Annotated in this window: 18 protein-coding genes; 2 read left to right on the top strand and 16 right to left on the bottom strand. The window is 42.8% G+C overall.

Annotated elements, in window-relative coordinates:
- Positions 1-122: 122 nt before the first annotated feature.
- Together FTX54_RS07090 and FTX54_RS07085 are read right to left on the bottom strand one after the other, a co-directional pair.
- Positions 123-1028 carry a deoxyribonuclease IV gene (locus tag FTX54_RS07090; RefSeq protein WP_147802924.1) on the bottom strand — a complete coding sequence of 302 codons (906 nt, stop codon included), beginning with the start codon at positions 1026-1028 and terminating at the stop codon, positions 123-125.
- Positions 1029-1036: 8 nt separating this feature from the next.
- Positions 1037-2326, bottom strand: a complete 1290-nt coding sequence (locus FTX54_RS07085; RefSeq protein WP_147802925.1) for a DEAD/DEAH box helicase — start codon at positions 2324-2326, stop codon at positions 1037-1039.
- Positions 2327-2491: 165 nt separating this feature from the next.
- On the opposite strand from FTX54_RS07085, the gene FTX54_RS07080 reads away from it, so the two are divergent.
- Positions 2492-2986, top strand: a complete 495-nt coding sequence (locus FTX54_RS07080; protein ID WP_147802926.1) for a CarD family transcriptional regulator — start codon at positions 2492-2494, stop codon at positions 2984-2986.
- Positions 2987-3079: 93 nt separating this feature from the next.
- Positions 3080-4039, top strand: a complete 960-nt coding sequence (locus FTX54_RS07075) for a 4-hydroxy-3-methylbut-2-enyl diphosphate reductase (RefSeq protein ID WP_147802927.1) — start codon at positions 3080-3082, stop codon at positions 4037-4039.
- A gap of 107 nt (positions 4040-4146) precedes the next feature.
- On the opposite strand, the gene FTX54_RS07070 is transcribed toward FTX54_RS07075, so the two are convergent.
- From FTX54_RS07070 to FTX54_RS07005, 14 genes are all read right to left on the bottom strand, one after another.
- A complete protein-coding gene (locus tag FTX54_RS07070) occupies positions 4147-5268 on the bottom strand; it encodes a Nif3-like dinuclear metal center hexameric protein (RefSeq protein WP_147802928.1) in 1122 nt (373 codons plus the stop codon).
- The gene (locus FTX54_RS07065) at positions 5262-5966 is read right to left on the bottom strand and encodes a tRNA (adenine(22)-N(1))-methyltransferase (protein ID WP_147802929.1); all 705 of its coding nucleotides are present in this window, start codon (positions 5964-5966) and stop codon (positions 5262-5264) included. Before FTX54_RS07065 ends, FTX54_RS07070 begins: the two co-directional genes overlap by 7 nt.
- Before the next feature lie 102 nt (positions 5967-6068).
- Entirely contained in the window at positions 6069-6443 is a 375-nt protein-coding gene (locus tag FTX54_RS07060) for a c-type cytochrome (RefSeq protein ID WP_147802930.1), read from the bottom strand.
- 154 nt (positions 6444-6597) lie between these two features.
- The gene (locus FTX54_RS07055) at positions 6598-7317 is read right to left on the bottom strand and encodes a glycerophosphodiester phosphodiesterase (RefSeq protein ID WP_147802931.1); all 720 of its coding nucleotides are present in this window, start codon (positions 7315-7317) and stop codon (positions 6598-6600) included.
- A gap of 259 nt (positions 7318-7576) precedes the next feature.
- On the bottom strand, positions 7577-8692 hold the full coding sequence (gene rpoD / locus FTX54_RS07050; protein WP_147802932.1) for an RNA polymerase sigma factor RpoD: 1116 nt from the start codon (positions 8690-8692) through the stop codon (positions 7577-7579).
- A 48-nt stretch (positions 8693-8740) separates the two neighbouring features.
- Positions 8741-10537: a DNA primase gene (gene dnaG, locus FTX54_RS07045; protein ID WP_147802933.1), complete on the bottom strand. Its 1797-nt coding sequence runs from the start codon at positions 10535-10537 to the stop codon at positions 8741-8743.
- A gap of 36 nt (positions 10538-10573) precedes the next feature.
- On the bottom strand, positions 10574-11023 hold the full coding sequence (locus FTX54_RS07040) for a YaiI/YqxD family protein (protein ID WP_147802934.1): 450 nt from the start codon (positions 11021-11023) through the stop codon (positions 10574-10576).
- A gap of 205 nt (positions 11024-11228) precedes the next feature.
- Positions 11229-12059 (bottom strand): pyruvate, water dikinase regulatory protein, encoded by an 831-nt coding sequence (locus FTX54_RS07035; protein WP_147802935.1) that lies wholly within the window; start codon positions 12057-12059, stop codon positions 11229-11231.
- A gap of 17 nt (positions 12060-12076) precedes the next feature.
- A complete protein-coding gene (locus FTX54_RS07030; protein WP_147802936.1) occupies positions 12077-12721 on the bottom strand; it encodes a helix-turn-helix transcriptional regulator in 645 nt (214 codons plus the stop codon).
- 34 nt (positions 12722-12755) lie between these two features.
- Positions 12756-14840, bottom strand: coding sequence for a glycine--tRNA ligase subunit beta (glyS, locus tag FTX54_RS07025; RefSeq protein ID WP_147802937.1), 2085 nt, complete (start codon positions 14838-14840; stop codon positions 12756-12758).
- Positions 14833-15717, bottom strand: a complete 885-nt coding sequence (gene glyQ / locus FTX54_RS07020; protein WP_147802938.1) for a glycine--tRNA ligase subunit alpha — start codon at positions 15715-15717, stop codon at positions 14833-14835. Before glyQ ends, glyS begins: the two co-directional genes overlap by 8 nt.
- A gap of 276 nt (positions 15718-15993) precedes the next feature.
- The gene (recO, locus tag FTX54_RS07015) at positions 15994-16758 is read right to left on the bottom strand and encodes a DNA repair protein RecO (RefSeq protein ID WP_147802939.1); all 765 of its coding nucleotides are present in this window, start codon (positions 16756-16758) and stop codon (positions 15994-15996) included.
- A 24-nt stretch (positions 16759-16782) separates the two neighbouring features.
- Complete coding sequence (gene era / locus FTX54_RS07010) at positions 16783-17691, bottom strand: GTPase Era (RefSeq protein WP_147802940.1); 909 nt, start codon at positions 17689-17691, stop codon at positions 16783-16785.
- The gene (locus FTX54_RS07005) at positions 17684-18085 is read right to left on the bottom strand and encodes a cytidine deaminase (RefSeq protein WP_147802941.1); all 402 of its coding nucleotides are present in this window, start codon (positions 18083-18085) and stop codon (positions 17684-17686) included. Before FTX54_RS07005 ends, era begins: the two co-directional genes overlap by 8 nt.
- Positions 18086-18096: the final 11 nt, after the last annotated feature.

The following is an 18096-nucleotide window of genomic DNA, read 5'->3' as shown; positions in this document are numbered from 1 at the left end:
GTTGCTTCGAGGAAACTTTTCTATTTCTTATATTATAATTCAGCCAACTGAATATTGCAAATAAAGGTGAAGGAAGCTGTAAAAAAATCCGCCGGATATAATCCGGCGGATGATGAATACTATTATTTTACAGCGGCTTCTGCAGCTAAATCCGCTTTAAGTGACTTATCAAACTGCTTTTTGCGGAGCATGGCAATTTCACGTTTGTAAGGCGGTTTTTTATTTTTTTTATCGTCACCTATATAAGGAGTTTCTAAAATTTTCGGTATAGGAGCAAATGCTTCATGATAAACAATGTTCTCAAGAGCATCATAGCCAATATAACCATATCCAATGTTCTCATGACGGTCTTTGGAAGCTCCAACTGGATTTTTGCTGTCATTTACATGAAGAACTTTAATTCGATCGAGACCTACCGTATTATGAAACTTTTCAAGCGTACCATCCAGATCGTCAATAATATCGTATCCAGCATCATGAACGTGGCAAGTATCAAAACAGACCGAGAGTTTCTGGTTATGAGTCACACCACTTATTATCTCAGCTAGTTCTTCAAAGTTCCTTCCGCATTCAGAACCTTTTCCAGCCATCGTTTCCAGTGCAATCTGAACATCCTGAGCGGGATCAATCACTTCGTTCAGTCCTTCAATAATTTTCTTTATTCCTTTTTCTGATCCTTCTCCAACATGAGCACCTGGATGAAGAACGATCTGCTTCGAACCTAGAGCTTCCGTTCGGTCAATTTCATTTTTCAGAAAGTTCACACCGAGTTCAAACGTCTCCGGTTTAATCGTGTTTGCAATATTAATAATATAAGGAGCGTGGACTACAATGTCTGTTATCCCATGCTCTTTCATATGAGCTGTTCCCTTATCAATATTTAAATCTTCAATTGCCTTTCTGCGCGTATTTTGAGGAGCTCCTGTATAGATCATAAATGTAGTTGCTCCGTAAGAAACTGCCTCCTCACTGGATCCTAGCAGCATTTTCTTTCCATTCATCGAAACGTGAGATCCTAAAAGCATAATATTCTCCTTTACTTCTTTGTTTTTCTACGGGTAATACGTCGTTCACGCTTTTGTTCCTGCTCCGCTTTGGCACGGGCTTTCTTTTTATATCCCGGTTTAACTTTCGTCGTTTTTTTCTTTGGTGGAAGCGCTGCAGGAGTCTGCTGGGGCCGTTTGTCCAAGCGTTTGTCCACTGTTTTCCATCCGCCCTGCTTCCATTCTTTGTATTCAAAAGGTATTCCCTGCTGTTTCAGTTTTGCAATGGATGCTTCGTCAGTTCTGCCGTAAAATGTGATAGCTTTCCCATCCCATCCTGCTCTTGCCGTGCGTCCCACACGGTGAACATAATAATCCAGTTCATGGGGAATTTGAGCATTGATAATATGGCTGACTCCGGTAATATCAATTCCACGCGCAAGAAGATCTGTAGCTACCAAATACTGAACTTCGGCATCCTGAAGTTTTTTAAGCACTTTTTTTCTTTTGCGTGGAGCTATGCCGCCATGCAGTATATCGACGTTTAATCCTTTTTCCTGAAGCACTTCATAAAATTCATCAGCCGCTTCCTTTGTGTTCGCAAAAATAATGGCAAGGAATGGATTAATTCGTTCTGTCAGTTTAGAAAGTACTTCTTTACGATCTCTGTCGCGGTCGTAAACGAGCCAATGCTCGATATTTTTAGGGGAAACAGTATTCGGCTGCACTTCCACCTGTTTAGGCTGTTTCATGTATTTTTTCAGGAACGGCATGAGACTTTCCGGAATCGTTGCAGAAAAAACCAGAAGCTGCACATTATCGTGCAGTTTTGCAGCAATAGCATTTACTTCTTCTAAAAAACCGAGATCCAGCATCTGATCGGCTTCGTCAACAACAAATCCCTTTATCGCATTCGACTGAATCGCGTTTTCTCTGAACATATCAAGAACACGTCCCGGCGTACCGACTACAATATGGGGTTTGTGACTAACTTTATCAGCCATCCGCTTTCGATCGGTTCCTCCGACGATCAGTTGTGCTGTGATATTCGTCTGCTCTGTGTACAGATGAAAAACATCGTACAGCTGGGAAGCAAGTTCTCTTGTAGGCGCAGTAATAATATACTGCGTTTCCTGCTTCTCTGAATCGATATTGTTAAGAATCGGCAGCAAAAAGGCAAGGGTCTTCCCTGTCCCTGTCTGCGATTTACCAATTACATCTATTCCTCTATCTATAGAGGGTATCAACCGTTCCTGTATTTCTGTAGGCTGCTCAATACCATCTCTGGATAAAGCTTCTATCAAATATGGCTGTAAATTAAATCTTTCAAAATTGTGTTTCATATCCATCATCATCCTTTTTTTATCCTGTGCTTCCGCGCAAAGTTTTCCAACAGTTTATTTTAGCACGAATTGTTTCTTCGTGCCTACAGGTTTATTACTAAAGTGTGTGTTTTCTCTTCTCGTATGATAAAATAGATACAAGACAATAAGAATGGAGGAGTGCGCATGTTTGAAGTAGGAGATCATGTCGTATATCCCGGTCATGGTGCAGGGACAGTACAGGAAGTAATGAAAAAAACCATTTTAAATGAAGAACAGCTCTATTTTGTAGTATATTTTCCATTGCAGCGTATTACGCTTATGCTTCCAGAGAAAAAAATTATGGAATCCGGGCTTAGAAGCACAACAGAGGCTTCTGAGCTGATGAATATTCTTGAATCCTATGGTCATAAGGATATTCAGGAAGAGTTTCAAAAACCTTCGCGAAGACAGGATGAGCGTTTAAATTCAGGTACAGTCGAAGACTGTGTCGATGTTTACTTTGAGCTCACGTGTAAAAAATCCCACAGTCCCCAGAAGCTTCATATTGAAGAAAAGAAAAGCCTGGACTTAGCTCGTAAACTTTTAATTAGTGAACTTATGCTCGTACATGATACATCGGAAATGGAAGCTGTAACAATGCTTGAATCACGAATCAATACTCCTCTTAAAGAAGCCTGATTTTCATTTTACACTACAGAAAGATTTGTCACACGTTTCTGTGGGTAATATAATAGGAAAAGTACGAACATACCCGGAGGAGGATTTCAGCGAATGGAAGTTTTAAAAGTATCTCCGCGCGGCTACTGCTACGGAGTGGTGGACGCGATGGTCATGGCTAAAGAAGCGGCAGGCAATCCGGATCTGCCGAGACCAATTTATATTTTAGGAATGATCGTTCATAATAAACACGTTACCGATGCCTTTGAAGATGATGGTGTTATAACTCTTGATGGTGAAAACCGGCTGGATATTCTGCGACAGGTGGAAAAAGGCACCGTCATTTATACAGCTCACGGGGTCTCACCTGAAGTCCGCCGCCTTGCAGTCGAAAAAGGGCTCACGACTATCGATGCTACCTGTCCGGACGTTACGGTCACGCATGATTTAATTCGTGGAAAGAAAGACCTCGGTTATGAATTTATTTATATAGGTAAGCGGGGTCATCCGGAGCCCGAAGGCGCTATAGGTGTGGCACCCGATATTGTTCATCTTGTTGAAAACCTTGAAGATGTTGCCAACCTCGATATTAAGTCGGAGCGAATTATCATTACAAATCAGACTACGATGAGCCAATGGGATGTGCGGCATCTAATAAAAGCCTCTGCTGATAAATATCCACGTGCAGAGATTCATAATGAAATTTGTAACGCAACCCAGGTACGTCAGGAAGCTGTGGCAAAACAAGCAGGAGAAGCGGATCTTCTTCTTGTTGTGGGAGATCCAAAAAGCAACAATTCGAACCGCCTTGCCCAGGTTTCAAAAGAAATTGCCGGTACTCCTTCCTACCGAATCAGCAATGTAAATGATATTAACCTGGAATGGCTTAAAGGAATTAATAAAGTCGCGGTGACTGCAGGTGCGAGTACACCAACCCTTATTACAAAAGAAGTCATTAAATTTATCGAACAGTTCGACGAAGATGACCCGCACACATGGGATACTACCAGTTTAGTAAAACTTTCAAAAATTCTTCCGAAAATACGTAAGAAGAAAAATCAGGGTGCCAAATAATTGGCTGTACTCATAAAAACCGGTTTGGAAGCGTAAGCTGCCAAACCGGTTTTTATTTTGGATGCTGCTTTAAGCGTCCGCTAACTGCGGCCCGGACCGTTCATTACTTACATAAATCTAAAGGGGTCTGTCTGTACAGTTGAAATCATTATTTCTGTATCCCAGCGGTTCTTCACCATTTGCTCACTCAATCGCCCGGCTACTGCTTTTTTCATAATTTGTTCCACATGATGACCAGGATCTATCATAGTTAATCCTTCCATCCAGGCGTCATGAGCTACGTGAAAATATAAATCCCCGGTAATGTACACATCTGCGCCTTTATTAAGGGCTGTCATTGCGTATTTATTTCCATCTCCTCCGAGTACAGCTGCTTTTTTAACAATCTTTTTTCCGTCTCCTACCACTCTGAGTCCATTCACTCCAAAAGCTATTTTTACATGAGCAGCGAATTCATCCAGTGTTATTTCTTCTTTAATTTTTCCTATTCTTCCTAGTCCCTGCTGTCTGCCGGGAACCGCCATATCATAAATATCGTAGGCAACCTCTTCATATGGATGAGCCTCCGTTAAGGCGCGCACGATTTTTTTCTCCTCTGAAGCAAAAAAAACTGTTTCTATCCGTTCCTCTGCCGGTCGTTCCAGTTTGCCTTCTTCCCCTAAGAAAGGCACCGCTCCCTGCTCCGGCTTGAACGCTCCTCTGCCTGTTACTGTAAATGCACAATGACTGTAATTTCCTATGTGACCGGCTCCTGCGTCGCCCACGGCCTCTCTTACTCGATCCGCATATTTCTCCGGGACAAAAGCGACCAGCTTTTTTAGACCGTCCTCACTGGTAGGAACGAGAACTTCCGTATCTTCAATACCAAGTGCTTCACACATCAAATCATTGACTCCCCCCTCAGCCACGTCCAGATTCGTATGAGCTGCATAAACAGTAATGTCATGCTTAATAAGTTTTTCCACCGTACGGCCGTAAGCAGTATCTACATTTAATGATTTGATCGGACGAAACAGAAGTGGATGGTGGGCGATAATAAGATCCACACCCGCTTCCACTGCCTCATCAACGACAGGTTCCAGAACATCTAGAGTTACCATTACCTTACCTGCCTTTTTGGATAGAGACCCAAGCTGGAGACCGATTTTATCTCCTTCCATAGCAAGATGTTTAGGTGAAAATTCTTCAAAAGCCTGAATAATTGTCTGTACATGAGCCTGTTTCACGATAAAACCTCCTCAAGCCAGCGCATTTTCTGCTCCAGCTCCTCCACGCGGTGGCGGGCCTGTTTTTGCCTGGCGAGCTGTAATTGTCCATAGATTCTTTTCAGCTGATCGTATTCTCTTTTCCATTTTTTATGAAATGCTTCGGAACGCTCTTCCATTAAATAGGGCCCCAGCCAGAGCTGCTTCCTCATATCCACTAAATCGTAGGGATCCACGCCGGAACGATCTGCAACGAGCACTTCATACACATGACCATCTTCCATTAGAATTGCTTCGTCAATAAGAGACCAGCCGTTGTTCTTCAACCAGTATCTTACCTGATCGGCTGCAACGTTAGGCTGAAGTACCAATCTTTTAACATCCGGTAGAAATTTCTGACCTTTTTTTAATATTGAGACAATCAGCGGGCCACCCATACCGGCAATGACCACTGTATCTGCTTTTCGTCCGTCTAACACATTAAGACCATCCCCCTGCCTGGCCTCTACTTTTCCCTGAAGATCGTTCGCTCTTATTTTTTCAATAGCTGAAGCGTAAGGTCCTTCATTCAATTCCCCTGCAATCGCGTATTCACAGAGTCCGTTTCCAACCAGATACACGGGAAGATAAGCATGATCTGAACCTATATCTGCTACCGTTCCTTCCTCAAGTACAAATTCAGCTACTTTTTCCAGTCTTTTTGACAAATGCTGCTCATTCACTCATACCACCTATTTTCTCAATATTTACTGTTATCTGTATACATTTTACCAACAAAGAAGGTGTCTTAAAAGAAAATTCCTTTAAGACACCCTGCTTTAGTATTATTCGTTTTCAGAAAGTATAAATTGTGCTACTGCTTCAGCTTCTTCTCCCTGCACGAGGTTTTCAGGCATCTGCCCCGGTCCCTCTTCTATAGCAGTGAGTATATCCTCTTCTCCATGGCTTCCATCATCCAGAGCCGGACCGGCTCCGCCTTCAAGGTCACCGCCGTGGCAGGATGCACACTGGCCTTCGTATACACTTTGTCCGAGCTCGACTGGATCATCAAACTCCTGTTCTTCTCCATTACCTTCTCCGTTTCCCTCATTCGCTGCTTCTTCCCCGCCTATATTGAGGCCGACAAGAGAAAGTGAAAAAACAAGCAGCAGACCCAATAAAGCTGTAGCTGCAAACGGGAATAGAGGTGCTCCCCTCATAAATATGTACCTCCCTTACTCTGCTAAGTTCTTAATCAAGGCTATAAAATTGCCTGTATCATTACTCTATTATATTGTATATGAAATAGGGTGGAATGGAAAGTGTTTTCAATATAACTTCCCCTCCTCTTTTCATCTGCTATTCACAAAAAGGTCATATATTTAATTCTGTCATAAGTGCGGGATCATCTGTAATCACTCCATTCACCCCTGCATTTCTGCAGCGTAAGAATGCCTGAGCGTTTTTGACATTGTACGCACGTACTTTTATACGCTGCTTTTTCCAGGGTTTGTAATATAAAGAAGACTGTACACTATGACGAATATGAATACTGTCGGCCGCTACTTTTTCAGCGTAATTTTTTCCTCTTCTGAAAGGAGTTTTTGTTAATAAAGCCGTTTCTATTTTTGGGGACTGCCGTTTCACCTCCCGAATGTACCGGTGATAAAACGTCGAAATAACAGTTCTTTCCACCATCGAACCTTCTTTTAATACTTCGATACAGCTCTCGATAAATGCAGCATCGCTTATATTCATTTGTTCTTTAAGTTCCAGATGAAAAGTTAGATCTGTCTTGGAAATCCAGTGGACTAAATGTTTCAGGCTTGGGATCTTTTCAGAGGAATAACGAGAATCGAAATAACTCCCTGCATCTAATTTCTGAAGATCGCTCCAACTATGTTCTGCGACAGAACCACTTCCATTTGTAGTCCTCTCCAGTGTCGGGTCGTGGATGATAACCGGTACATGATCTTTGGTCCATTGTACATCGCACTCTATACCCTGAATGGGATAATCAGCTGCAGCTTTAAAAGATGCCATCGTATTTTCCGGGTACCTTCTCTTAAATCCACGGTGTCCAATAATATCCAATTCTTTCAGCCTCCTTTACCGGCGGATAAAAAATCTCTGCTGTAGTATCTCATTAGATTACTTATGGATCTCCAGCCAAAGGGTAAAAACTTTTCCAGAAAAAGAATGAAAGTGGATCACCCCACAAATTCATTTTCCCAAGCAGGCAGAAAAAAAGCTGCCTGTCTCTTCTGCTTAATACCTCAATCAATCTGCCTCAAAGCAACCAGTAAAACATATGTAAAAAATCTGGCCGCTGATGAACGGCCAGAAGAATTAACTATTCAAGAAAGTCTTTCAATCGTTTGCTGCGGCTCGGATGTCTCAGCTTTCGAAGAGCTTTTGCTTCAATCTGACGAATGCGTTCACGGGTTACCCCAAAAACTTTTCCTACTTCTTCTAACGTTCTCGTTCTTCCATCGTCGAGACCGAATCTTAAACGAAGTACATTTTCTTCCCTGTCTGTAAGAGTATCCAGTACATCCTCCAGTTGTTCTTTCAATAATTCATAAGCTGCTGCATCGGATGGCGCGAGAGCTTCCTGATCTTCGATGAAATCACCAAGATGAGAGTCATCTTCTTCTCCAATCGGTGTTTCCAATGATACAGGCTCCTGAGCAATTTTCAGAATTTCTCGAACCTTATCCGGGGTCAGATCCATTTCCTTCGAAACTTCTTCCGGGGTAGGCTCCCGTCCTAAATCCTGGAGCAGCTGCCTTTGAACACGGATTAGTTTGTTAATCGTTTCCACCATGTGCACCGGAATACGAATCGTCCTTGCCTGATCGGCAATGGCGCGTGTAATAGCCTGACGTATCCACCATGTCGCATACGTACTGAATTTATAACCTTTATTGTAATCAAATTTTTCAACTGCTTTAATAAGTCCCATGTTCCCTTCCTGAATCAGGTCAAGAAAGAGCATTCCCCGGCCTACGTACCTTTTAGCAATACTGACTACGAGACGAAGGTTAGCTTCAGCAAGACGTCTTTTCGCTTCTTCATCGCCGTCCTCAATACGTTTGGCAAGATCTATTTCCTCTTTAGCAGACAGGAGGGGAACTCTGCCGATTTCTTTTAAATACATACGAACGGGATCATTAATTTTAATTCCCGGAGGTACGCTTAAATCATTTAAGTCAAATTCTGCTTCTTTTTCCACCTGCTGCATACTCGGTACAGCTTCACTTTCATTGATGATTTCAACACCCTGCTCACCAAGGTATTCGAAAAATTCATCCATTTGTTCGGAATCCTGATCAAAAGCTCCTAAGCGCTCCGTAATTTCAGCGTATGTCAAAGAACCTCTTTTTTTCCCGGATTCTAATAATTGTTCTTTTACCTGATCGATGGTTAAATCACCTTCCGCCAGCGGGCGGATTGGTTTCTCTGCCATGCGATCCCTCCTTCCTCATAATCGACGAGCTTTATGCCGATGCCATCTTCACTGCATTTTGGCTTTAATCTCGAGCATTTTTGATGCATAAGCTTTTAGTTCTTCGACATCGGATGTTTGTTTCATAAGCTGCTGAAGCTCCTGTATTTGTTTCTTAGCAGGCGCACGGTGCATAATCTGCCTGGCGTAATCATCCAGCACTTGCTCAGACAAGTCCAAATGAACTTGCTTCATTGCAAGAGCGGCTGCAGTCTGCTTCAGTTCAGCATCGTGGACAGTTTCCAGAAAGGCAGACGGATCGCTCTCATGGCCGGCAGCATAATAACTGTACAATAAGGCGGCAAGAGCCTGATAGGTTTCATGCTGAAAAGCGGAGCCGATTCGAAGTTCGATTTCTTCGGTCACTTCTTTTGAATGCAGCATAGCAGCTATTAAGTCGCTTTCCGCTTTTTCTCCAGCAGACATCATCCGCTTTACCTGCTTTACAGTTTCTTTACGCTGCAGCTGATTCTGCTGTTTTGTCCGTGCTTGTACACTATTCTGGACGTGTTCCTGCATTTCCTGCTTTAAAACATCATAAGACAGAGAAAACTCCTCTTCCAGCTGTTTTAGATAATGATCTCGCTCTAATGCTTTGGGAAGCCGGCTTATTTCCACGAGCATTTCTTCTACATACTGGAGCTGATCCGTCTCGAGACTCATGTTTTTATCACGGCGCAGAAAAGCAGATTTAAATTCCATCAGCGTCTGCGGCTGTCCGATAACCGTATGAACAAAACGCTCCGCACCGTATTCTTTTATATAATCATCAGGATCACAATTGTCGGGCATTACTGCGATATTGACATTCAATCCTGCTTTGATTAACAGTTCTGCATTTTTCCAGGATGCCTGCTGACCCGCTTTGTCTCCGTCGTAGCACAAAATAACTTTATCCGCGTTGCGGCGAATCATCCTGGCCTGCTCTTCTGAAAGGGCCGTACCAAGAGCACCTACTCCATGTTCTATACCCGCACGATACGCTGAAATAACATCTACGTAGCCTTCGAAGAGCACGGCTTCATTTTTTCTTTTAATTGCCGGTCTTGCTCCATTAAAATAATAAAGAAGTCTGCTTTTATTGAAAACTTCCGATTCGGGACTGTTTAAATATTTTGGCTTTCCTTCAGGATCCAGAACTCTTCCTCCAAAAGCTATCACTTTACCACGTTTATCCCATATGGGAAACATTATTCGATCACGGAAACGGTCAAAAGCACGACCGTCGCTTTCCCGGGAGGCCAGAAGACCACATTCAGCCATATCTTCTGTACTAAAATTTCTTTTTTTAAGAAATTCAGTCAAAAATGACCAGGAATCAGGGGCGTAGCCAATCTGAAAGCGGTCAATCATTTCCTTAGTAAATCCACGCTTTCTGAGATACTCGCGGGCTCGTTTTCCTTCAGGAGAAGAGACCAGCAAATGATGATACATTTTCATAGCCAGATCATGACCTTCATACCATGAAGTATTTTCCTCTTTTTCAACTGCCGTTTCCTGACTTGAAATTTCCGGAATCTCGACAGAAGTCTTCGAGGCCAGTTTTTGGACAGTTTCAAGAAAGCTGAATCCTTCGTATTCCATAACAAAAGAAAACACATTCCCTCCTGCTCCACATCCGAAACAATGGTAAAGTTGTTTGTCCTGGGATACAGAGAATGAGGGAGTTTTTTCCCCATGAAAGGGGCACAATCCGGTGAAATTGCGCCCTTGTTTTTTTAACTGCATATATTCACTTATTACGTCTACGATATCCAGCTCCCGGCGGACAGCATCAACAACATCTTCCGGTATACGCTGACTCACTTTATGTCACCAACCTTATAGAAAGAAAAATCCTCATTATGTAAGAAGCTCAACAACTTCCCGAAGCCCTTTTATAAACTGCTCCTGATCCTGCTGCCTTCTTTTTTTGGGACCTTTCGTATTCTTTCCGCTGCGGCGCATTTTCTGTGCAGCGTGGCGGACTTCCAGTAAACTGTCCATTTGCATCTGATCAATTTTTTTGCCAAAGGAATTTATCACCACAGCTTGTTTAGCCAGAACTATAGCAGTTAAGCCGAGGTCTTCGGTAATAACAATATCACCCTTTGTCACTCTGCCGGCGATTTCATAATCTGCAGCGTCGCGACCATCTTCAACTATAATTGATTTTACATCATCAGGCATCTTTTCCCGCCTCATATGAGAGCGGGAATGAACAAGGATTACGTTTACATTGAGCTTCTTCCGCAAGGTCAAAACCTCGTTCACTACCGGGCTGGCATCGGCATCAATAAAAATAGTAAGCATTTTTTTCTCCGTATAATTATTATTCTTGTTAATTATTAAAAATCCTGCTGATTATAATTATTTTATATAAATAATTTTTCTCCACAATATTTCATTATAATCTAAAATGAAGCTTCTGCACAGTGTCAATTTCTAATGATGCAAATGAATCGTCTGTACATTGGCAGAGCCTACCAGTATTCCCGCTGATAGGCTCCTTAAAAAATTAGCTTTTTTCTTCCTGTTCACTCTGCACAAGCTGAAAAATAATATTTGCTGTTTCTTCCACAGCTTTAGCCGACACATCTATTACTCTGCACCCGAGGCGCTTCATTGTCTGCTCAGAGTAGACAAGCTCTTCTTCGATCCGCTGCATAGTGGCATAATTGGCTTCGGCTTTCAGACCAAGAGCTTTAAGACGCTCTGTACGTATACCATTCAGCTTTTCCGGACTGATTTTCAGGCCGATAACTCTATCTGAACTAATAGAAAACAGTTCCTCCGGAGGTTCCACTTCGGGCACAAGGGGGACGTTTGCTACTTTTAGTCGTTTATGAGCCAGATACTGGGACAGCGGGGTTTTCGAAGTGCGGGAGACACCCACTAAAACAACATCAGCCCTCATAATACCCCTGGGATCTCTCCCATCATCATATTTAACAGCGAATTCAATCGCTTCGACTTTTCGAAAGTAATCTTCATCAAGGGTGTGAATTAATCCTGATTCATTTTTAGGCGGTTCCTGAAGCCTGTCTTCCATAATTGTTAATAATGGACTTAGAATATCATAAATAGGCAGTGCTTCTTCCCGAGCTCTGGTGATAATATAGTTACGTATTTCAGGAAGGACGACAGTAAAAGCTATCATGCCTTTATTGTCTTTTGCTTCGGCTATGACTTCATCTACAGTGCCGGTATCTTCAACGTAAGGAATTCTGCGGATCGTCGTTTTCGCCTCATCAAATTGGCTGATGGCAGCTTTGACAACTAATTCCGCCGTTTCTCCTACGGAATCTGACAACACATATACTGTAACATGATCCTGCTTTTGAGACATGCATTTTGCTCCTTTCATTATTTAGCTTGTTCTTCTGTCCCCATGAAGACGAATGCTTTGGTAATGTTTGTTTTCGTCAGTCTGCCTATCACATCATATTCTCCATTTGAATCTTTTTTTACAACGGGTAGTCCATCTATCTGTTTGCTTATTAATTTATTAGCGACTTCAAGCATAGAGTCATCTGGAGCGCACATGGTCACATTAGGCATCCGCGTCATGATAATACTGACAGGAAGGGCTTCCAGCTCCTGTTTTCCCATGCTTGCCCGGAGAAGGTCCTTCCTGGAAACAATACCGATTAATTTACTGCGGCCGTTAACGACAAAGAGGGTTCCTACATCTTCCAAAAACATCGAGCATATTGCATCATAAACAGAGGCACTTTCCGGGATAACTACAGGGATCGACTGAAAATCCTTTACGCGCATTTTCAGCATTCTTTCCTGAAAAAGCTGTCCTCCTGTTTTCCCTGTATAATAATAGCCTACTCTTGGCCGTGCATCTAAATAACCGGACATCGTCAGTACGGTGAGATCAGGTCGAAGTGTAGCCCGAGTCAGTTCCAGAATATCAGCAATCTGCTCTCCGGTTATTGGCCCTTTTCCCTTCACTATTTCTACAATTCGCTGCTGCCTTTTTGATAATTCCACATTATTCACCGCCTTTACGTACGCACAGGTACGTGCTGTTCTTTTATGAGTGGAAAACTATTTTTTGAAAATCTGCAAAAGAACGAATCAAAGCTGAAGCCTGTTTCATTTGGTTAAGTCGGTTAGCTTTTATATCTTTATCATCCGACATGACCATAATATTATCGAAATAATTATGAATATACGGGACAAGCCTTTTCAGAGTTTCATAAGCACGTTCAATCTCTTCATTTTCAAGCAGGACTGCTGTTTCTTCACGAGCTTCGGCCACAGCTTCATAAATATCTTTTTCTTCTGCTTTTTCAAAGAGTTCCTTTTTAACATCGGAGAAGGGGCCTTCTAATTTCTGAGCGATATTCGTCACCCGGCTGAAAGCTTCCACTTCTTTTTTAAAGGAGGCTTCTGACAGCTGATTCATGAGGAAAGAGGACTTTTCAACAACTTCGCCTGGGTATGAAAATCCTGATTCCATCACTGCCTCTGCCACATCATACCGAATCCCGCGATCTTTAAGCAGATTTTTGTATCGAAGTTCAAAAAACTCTTTTAAACTGCTCATTACGTCTTTTTTATCCTCTTTCAATAGACCTAGACTGCTGATATGATCAACAGCCTCTTCAATAACTTCAAACAGGTTAAAATTCCAGCCTGAGACAAGATAGGTCTGAAGAATGGCTGCAGTCTGCCGGCGGAGCCCATGCGGATCCTGGGACCCCGTAGGTATGCTGCCAATTCCGAAGCTCGTAACAAGAGTGTCCAGCTTGTCAGCGACACTGACAAGGCTTCCTGATGCTGATTGCGGAGGTGTATCTCCAGCCTGCTTAGGGAGGTAATGTTCTCTTATTGCTTCTGACGTTTCTTTATCTTCTCCATCATGAAGAGCATAATATTCTCCCATTCTGCCTTCAAGTTCCGGGAACTCGTCTACCATATGTGTCACGAGGTCTGCTTTTGAAAGCTTTGCTGCGCGCAGTGCCGACTGTTTCACTTTTTCTGAAGCTGCCGTTTTTGAGGATAAAAGTTCAGTGAACGTTTTAATCCGCTCTACTTTATCTGCAATGGAACCGAGTTCTTCATGGTAGACTATCGTCTTCAGTTTTGGCAGACGTTCTTCAAGTGACTGTTTTTTGTCTTCTTTAAAAAAGAATTCAGCGTCCGCAAGGCGCGCTCTTAATACTTTTTCATTTCCTTTTTGAACGTTTTCCAGATGCCGGTGATCTCCGTTGCGAACAGTTATAAAATACGGGAGCAGCTTTTTCTCCTGATTCATAACCGGGAAATACCGCTGGTGTTCACGCATGGAGGTGACGAGGACCTCTTCCGGCACGTCCAGAAAGCTTTCATCAAAAGAACCGTAAAGAGCAGTTGGATACTCAACCAGATTGTTAACTTCCTCGAGCAGTCCTTCATTCACCGGTATATTCCAATTTTCATTCGCTGCAATTTCCTCTATCTGCTGTTTTATCGCCATTTTACGCTCTTCAGGGTCCGCAATAACATGCTGGGAAAGAAGTGTAGTTTTATATTCCTCTGCTTCATGCAGCTCTGCAGAGGACCCCAAAAAACGGTGTCCCCATGTCGTTCTGCCGGAAGCTACGTTCGTTACTTCAAACGGAATGATTTCGCTGCCGAAAAGAGCAGTAATCCACTTTACAGGACGCACGTATTTTATATCATAAGCGCCCCATCGCATATTTTTAGGGAAAGTAAGCTGCAGCATGACTTCTTTCAACTGTGGCAGAAGCGTAATTACAGGTTCGCCCTGGACAAACTTTTTAGCATAAACATAATTTTCGCCCTTTAATTCTTTAATATACAGCTTATCGACCGACACTCCCTGTCCGCGGGCAAATCCTAAAGCTGCCTTAGTCCATTCGTTATCTTTTACCGCAATTTTCTCAGAAGGTCCTTTTGCTTCTTCTGCCACATCTGTCTGCTGCTCATTGATACCGGTAATCTGAACTGCAAGGCGGCGTGGTGTGGAAAAACGGGTAATTTCTTCAAATTCCACACGATGATCTTTCATCCATCTGCCGATTTTTTCCGCCAGTTCATTCATTGCATTTGTTACAAACCTTGCCGGCATTTCCTCTAAACCAATTTCCAGCAAAAGAGTTCTTTTATTCATGAATTTCTGCCTCCTTCAACATAGGAAAACCAAGTGCTTCCCGGGATTCATAATAGGTTTTCGCACAGTTTCTCGCCAGATTTCTTACCCGGCCGATATAGCCTGTTCTTTCTGTTACAGATATCGCTCCCTGAGCGTCGAGCAGGTTAAACACATGCGAACATTTCAGGACGTAATCATAAGATGGGATCACGAGCCCTGCGTCCAGAGCTCTTTTCGCTTCTTTTTCATACGTTGCGAATAGTTGAAAGAGCATCTCCCGATCTGCTACTTCAAATGCATATTTTGACTGCTCATATTCGTTCTGCCGGAAAACATCTCCGTACGTGAAATCTCCCACCCATTCCAAATCGTAGACGTTCTCTTTATCCTGAATGTAGGAGGCCAGCCGTTCTATTCCGTAAGTGATTTCTACTGAGACAGGATCGGCTTCCAGACCGCCGACCTGCTGAAAATAGGTAAACTGCGTTATTTCCATTCCGTCAAGCCAGACTTCCCAGCCGAGTCCCCAGGCGGCAAGAGTAGGAGCCTCCCAGTTGTCTTCTACAAAGCGAATGTCATGTTCATCGGGATTAATTCCTAATTTTTGAAGGCTTTCCAGATAGAGTTCCTGAATATTATCGGGGGAAGGCTTCATAATTACCTGGAACTGATGATGCTGATAAAGACGGTTTGGGTTTTCTCCATACCTTCCGTCTGCAGGGCGTCTTGAAGGCTCTACGTAGGCGACATTCCAGGGTTCAGGCCCGATACTTTTTAAAAATGTCATAGGATTCATCGTTCCCGCCCCTTTTTCAACATCATAAGGTTGAAGCAGAAGGCAGTTTTGTTTCCCCCAGAAATCCTGCAGTGTTAGAATCATTTCCTGTACATTCATATGATCGATCCCTCCGTATATTAATGTCTCAATTTCACAGCAAAAAACTCCCGCCGCTATATCTTGAGTCAAGATATAGGGACGAGAGTTACCCGCGGTTCCACCCTATTTGTGCCTATTATGACACCTCTTTCGAACTTACTGCTCCGAAGCGCCTTCCCTGAATAAATTCCATCCGGCTCCCACCGTCCCGGACTCGCTTTCTGCAGAAACTTATTTCAGGTACTACTCATCCTCAACACAGCTTTTATGTGTGATTAAATCTTACGCAAAAATTTAATCCGTGTCAACATTTCTCTGTTCAAGCTCTTCCATTTGTTTTATAAATCTTTTCGCTTTTATATAGACCCCGACATATTCTTCATAATAGGCTTCCAGTAAAACTTTCATTTCGTCTTTCGTTTCCTTTTTCACCTTAATTGTTCCAATTCGGGAGGGATTAATCTGCTGAAAGAGCTTAAGGAGTTTAAGCGTGTGTGCTCCTGCAGGAACCGGCCTGGTTTCCATATTTGCACATTCGCTGCACAATACTCCTCCGTAGGATAGTGAAAAAACGGCTATATTATCCATATTTCCGCAGTTTACACATGCCCGAAGTTCCGGTGGAGCTCCGGATAGATAAAGCATTTTTGTTTCGAAAAGCCGAATCAGAACTTCCGGATCATCTCCTTTATTTATATGATCAAATATCTGAAACAGCAGGTCAAATAACGGCCGGTTCGGTTCTTTATCCTCCGTAAGTTTGTCGAGCAGTTCCACCGCATATGAAGCGTAGGCGGTTTTCATCAGATCACTTCTGATGTAGCGAAACGAATCAACGATGTCCGCCTGGTTTAAGCTGCCCATCCCCTTGGACTGGTAAAAAATAAAAACTCCAAACACAAACGGCTGGGTAGCTGAAGAAAAGCGGCTTTTGGTTTTCTTAGCCCCACGGGCCATGAGCGCCGTTTTTCCGTTTTCCCTGGAATAGATCGTTATTATTTTATTAGTTTCTCCATAATCGGTGGTACGCAGAACAATTCCTTCGACTTTTTGAAGCATCTGCACTCCTCCGCCCTGAATGAGTTAATACTCATCCTGATCATAACCGAATTCCTTCAGGTATTTCGGTTTATTACGCCAGTCTTTTTCTACTTTAACCCATAATTCCAGAAATATTTTCGTTCCAAGCATATTTTGAATATCTTCGCGTGCAAGCTGCCCTATTTCTTTAAGCATCTTACCCTGCCTGCCGATAATTATCCCTTTTTGAGAACTTCTTTCCACCACAATAACCGCGCCTACGTAGACCGTATCGCTGTTTTCCCGCGGTTTGATCTGCTCAATTTCAACGGCTAAAGAATGAGGAATTTCTTCTCTCGTTAAATGAAGGGCTTTTTCACGAATCATTTCTGACATTAAAAACCTTTCCGGGTGATCTGTTATGTGATCGTCAGGGTAAAACTGAGGGCCGTCTTCAAGACGGTTAAAAGCCTGATCTACAAGCGTAGGCACATTGTTTCCTTCTAAAGCTGATACTGGAATTACTTCATCAAAATTAAACTCTTTCTGGTAGGACGCTATTAGAGGCAGAAGTTCATCGGGGTGGATTTCATCGATTTTATTTAAAATTAAAAATACCGGTGTGTCCACTCCTTTTAAACGTTCAATAATAAAGTTGTCCCCTGCTCCTTTGCCTTCTTTTGCATCCACTAGAAATAAAACAAGATCAACTTCACGGAGGGTAGTCTGAGCTACCTTCGACATAAAATCACCAAGTCTGTGCTTCGGCTTGTGAATACCCGGAGTATCAATAAAAACAATCTGACCTCTCTCTTCTGTGTATACTCCCTGTACCCGGTTTCGAGTAGTCTGCGGCTTGTCGCTCATAATAGCAATCTTCTGGCCCAACAGCTGATTAAGCAATGTTGACTTCCCTACATTCGGCCTGCCGATTAAAGCGACGAATCCGGATTTATAGTTTTCATTATCCATGAAGATCCTCCTTCGAAAAGGCACCAGGAAGTAATGAAGCCACTGTCGTTTCTTCTACATCACCTTTAAGGTTGGTAAGGTATACTATTGTATTCTGCTGAAGTAATTCAGCCATGACCTGCCTGCATGCTCCACACGGAGATACAGGCCCTTCTGTATCTGCACATACAGCTATCGCACTAAATTCTCTAACGCCTTCAGAAACGGCTTTAAAAATCGCTGTCCTCTCTCCGCAGTTACACATACTGTATGCAGCATTTTCGATATTGCAGCCTGTAAAAACTTCCCCGTTTTCAGCCTGAAGAGCTGCTCCTACCGGAAAATTTGAGTAAGGTACATAGGCGTTCTTTCGGGCGTTTACAGCTTGTTTTAATAAAGATTCTTTAGATGTCATTTCAGCACCGC

This window comes from Alkalicoccus halolimnae (assembly GCF_008014775.2).
Taxonomy (GTDB): domain Bacteria; phylum Bacillota; class Bacilli; order Bacillales; family Salisediminibacteriaceae; genus Alkalicoccus; species Alkalicoccus halolimnae.
This window is presented reverse-complemented; position numbering and strand designations above follow the sequence as displayed.